Consider the following 3355-nt stretch of genomic DNA (forward strand, 5'->3'; position numbering starts at 1 on the left):
AAAAATATGAGCAAGGATTTCAACGAAGCAGTAAATGTATTATTTGATAAAGTAGATGATCTGGTTTCCACAAAAACAGTGGTAGGCGAAGCCATTGTGGTGGGTGACCTGACACTGCTGCCCCTGATCGAAGTTTCTGTAGGGGCAGGCGTTGGCACAAAGGAAGCGGCAAATGCAGCCGGCGGCGTTGGTGCAAAGATCACACCCTCCGCCATTCTGGCCATTACTCCCAACGGTACACACCTGATCAATGTGAAAAATCAGGATGCCATCACAAAACTGATCGACATGGCGCCCGGCGTGGTGAATAAACTGAATTTCGGCTCTGTGTTCAGCGGCAGAAATAAAAACAACGAACCCGAAGTGAAATTCGAAGAAGAAACCATCGTAGAAGAATAATCGGCGGAAAGGGGAGGGATCCCATGAAAGTTCTGATCGAATATTATGATAAGGATGTGCTGAAAAATATCGTTGCACCTCTGACCCTGCAGCCCGACGTGGTGGTCTATCTCCACGATAAGGGCATGACGGATAAAAATGTGTTCCGTTCTCTGCAGACCTGTTTTGAAAAAAGCATGCCCCATATCAAACTGGAAAGTATCCCCGTGGATATCCGCTCCGTGGAAAAACTGCGGCAGGCCACCTGTCGGGTGGTGGAACGCTATGGCGCGGAAAACTGCACGCTGGAGATGACCGGCGGCAGCGAATTGATGATGATCGCCGGATATAAGGCGGGATTGCAGACGGGGATGCGCATGGTACATACAGATCTGGTGGAACGACGGATCAACGACATAGAGACCGACGAAAAGGTCTGCGATACCGTTACGCTGACCCTGGAAAATTTTCTGGATGCCAAGGGTGCGGAACTGATGGGCGAATCCCATCGTCCCCCTCAGCCGGAAAGATATGAAGCCATCCGTAAAATGGCCCAGTATCTCTTCCGCAATCTGCCCGAATGGAAAGGCACCTGCAGCTGGATGCAGACGGTGGCCAGCCGCGGTCTGCCCCATGAACTGCAGATGGACAGCCTGCGTAAGGTGACCCAGAAAAACGGCAGAGAAGTATGGGCAGGGGAAGAAGTTCTGATGGAATTCCAGAAGAACGGCTTTATCGAAGATCTGAAAATGGCGAGAAATCACGTTTCCTTCCGTTTCTGCTCTATGGAGGATAAGCAGTACTGCATCAGCTATGGCGTGTGGCTGGAACTGCATGTCTATGTGGCGGCGGCCTCCAGCGGTATGTTTGACGATGTAAAACTGGGAACGATGATCGACTGGGATATCTATGACGGCACCCGCATGGGCGGCAACGAGATCGATGTGGTGCTGATGGATGATTCCCTGCCGGTGTTCATTTCCTGCAAATTAAGGGAAGCGGATACGGCGGCGCTGAATGAACTGCTGATCGCGAAAAAAAGACTGGGCGGCTGGTTCTCCAAAGGGCTGATCGCCACATACAGCAAGGAAAAAGACGAAAAAACCGGTACATATCTGCGCTGCAAGGAACTGGGGCTGGAAATGCTGGATGCCAGAGATATCCTTGCGGAGGATTTCAGCGACAGGCTGGTAAAGGCTATCCGTGAACATGATTTAGTGAGTCTGAAATGGAAGAAAGTGTGAGAGGAGGGGAGCGCCTTGGCGAAGAAAAACACAAGAAATACCAGAAGCCGTATCGTTTCGGCGGCGTGGAAACTGTTTTACGAACAGGGCTATGATGATACCACGGTGGAAGAGATCGTGGAGGAATCCGGCACATCCAAGGGCTCTTTCTATCACTATTTCAGCGGAAAGGATGCCCTTTTGAGTTCCCTTTCCGACCTGTTTGATGACAAATATCAGGAACTGATCCCTACTTTGGAAGAGGGAATGGACAGTTTCGAGAAACTGATGTATCTGAATCAGGAGCTCTTTCTGATGATCGATAACAGCGTTTCTCTGGATCTGGTAGCGCGGATGTATTCCTCTCAGCTGGTGACGGCAGGGGAAAAACATCTGATGGATCATAACCGTGTCTATTATAAACTGCTCCGTCAGATCGTTTCCGAAGGACAGAAAAAGGGAGAACTGCGGTCGGACGCGGCGGTCAATGAGATCGTAAAGGCCTATGCCCTCTGCGAACGAGCTCTTATTTATGACTGGTGCATCTCAAACGGGGACTACTCTCTGAGTCAGTATGCAAAGACCATGATGCCCATTTTTCTGGGGAATTTCCGCGCAGAACGGACATAAAAAGAAGAAAATTTTAAAGAATATTTTTTGAATAAAAAATCGTTCTGGAAATCGTACAGCCAATAAATGTTGAATATTCAATATTTATGGCTGTTTTTTGTTTTTATCGTTCAGTTTATGTGCAAACTAAATTCTGTATTTCGTTCTAGTGAAAAGTATGATAGACTGTCCAAAGTGAAAAGAATAAGAAAGAAGGTATGAACACAATGACAACAGCACATATCATTATGCTGATCACCATTGCCATCTACCTGATCGGTATGGTCGGCATCGGTATTTATTGCTCCAAAGACAACGAAACAGTTGGTGACTTTTATCTGGGCGGCAGAAAGATGGGCCCCATCGTAACTGCCATGTCCGCTGAAGCGGCGGATATGTCCAGCTGGCTCCTGATGGGTCTGCCCGGCGTAGCGTATATTGCCGGTATCGCAGAACCTGCATGGACAGCCATCGGTCTGGCGGTTGGTACATACGTGAACTGGCTGATCGTGGCAAAAAGAATCCGTACATACACACACGAAGTAAATGCCATCACTCTGCCTGACTTTTTCTCCCTGAGATACAGAGATGACAAAAATATTCTGATGGCCATCGCAGCACTGGTGATCATCGTTTTCTTCGTTCCCTACACAGCTTCCGGCTTTGCAGCCTGCGGTAAGCTGTTCTCCTCTATCTTTGCCATTGACTATCATGTGGCAATGATCATCTCTGCCATTGTTATCGTAGCATATACAGTAACAGGCGGTTTTCTGGCAGCTTCCATGACAGATATGATCCAGTCCGTAGTAATGAGTATCGCTCTGCTGGTCGTTGTTCTGTTTGGTGTGCATGTAGCAGGCGGCTGGGATGCCGTAGCGGCAAATGCAAACGGCATGGTAGACTATCTGAGCCTGACAGCAAGCCATAATGCAGAAACAGGTACAGTAACACCCTATGGCACACTGACCATCGCTTCCACACTGGCATGGGGTCTGGGTTACTTTGGTATGCCTCATATCCTGCTGCGTTTCATGGCTATCGAAGACAGAGAAAAACTGAAAATGTCCAGAAGAATCGCGACTGTATGGGTAGTGATCTCCATGGCGGTTGCAGTTGTGATCGGTGTGGTTGGTAATGCGGTATCC

Annotated in this window: 4 protein-coding genes; all 4 read left to right on the forward strand. The window is 48.6% G+C overall.

From position 1 onward, the window contains the following. Positions 1–399: GerW family sporulation protein (locus ACJMLT_RS07365; protein WP_405728792.1), on the forward strand; the 399-nt coding region annotated here is incomplete at its 5' end. A gap of 23 nt (positions 400–422) precedes the next feature. Then, positions 423–1622, forward strand: a complete 1200-nt coding sequence (locus ACJMLT_RS07370) for a Card1-like endonuclease domain-containing protein (protein WP_405728795.1) — start codon at positions 423–425, stop codon at positions 1620–1622. 15 nt (positions 1623–1637) lie between these two features. After that, positions 1638–2231, forward strand: coding sequence for a TetR/AcrR family transcriptional regulator (locus ACJMLT_RS07375; protein ID WP_405728798.1), 594 nt, complete (start codon positions 1638–1640; stop codon positions 2229–2231). 206 nt (positions 2232–2437) lie between these two features. Beyond that, positions 2438–3355, forward strand: a 918-nt coding sequence (locus ACJMLT_RS07380; protein ID WP_405728801.1) for a sodium/proline symporter, incomplete at its 3' end; no start/stop codon positions are given.

Origin of the sequence: Anaerotignum sp., from assembly GCF_045122575.1 — a bacterium.
In the GTDB taxonomy this organism is placed as follows: Bacteria; Bacillota; Clostridia; order Lachnospirales; family Anaerotignaceae; genus Anaerotignum_A.

Excerpts from the sequence above, each read along its gene's own strand:
- ACJMLT_RS07370 (WP_405728795.1), top strand. The coding sequence starts at position 423 with ATGAAAGTTCTGATCGAATATTATGATAAGGATGTGCTGAAAAATATC.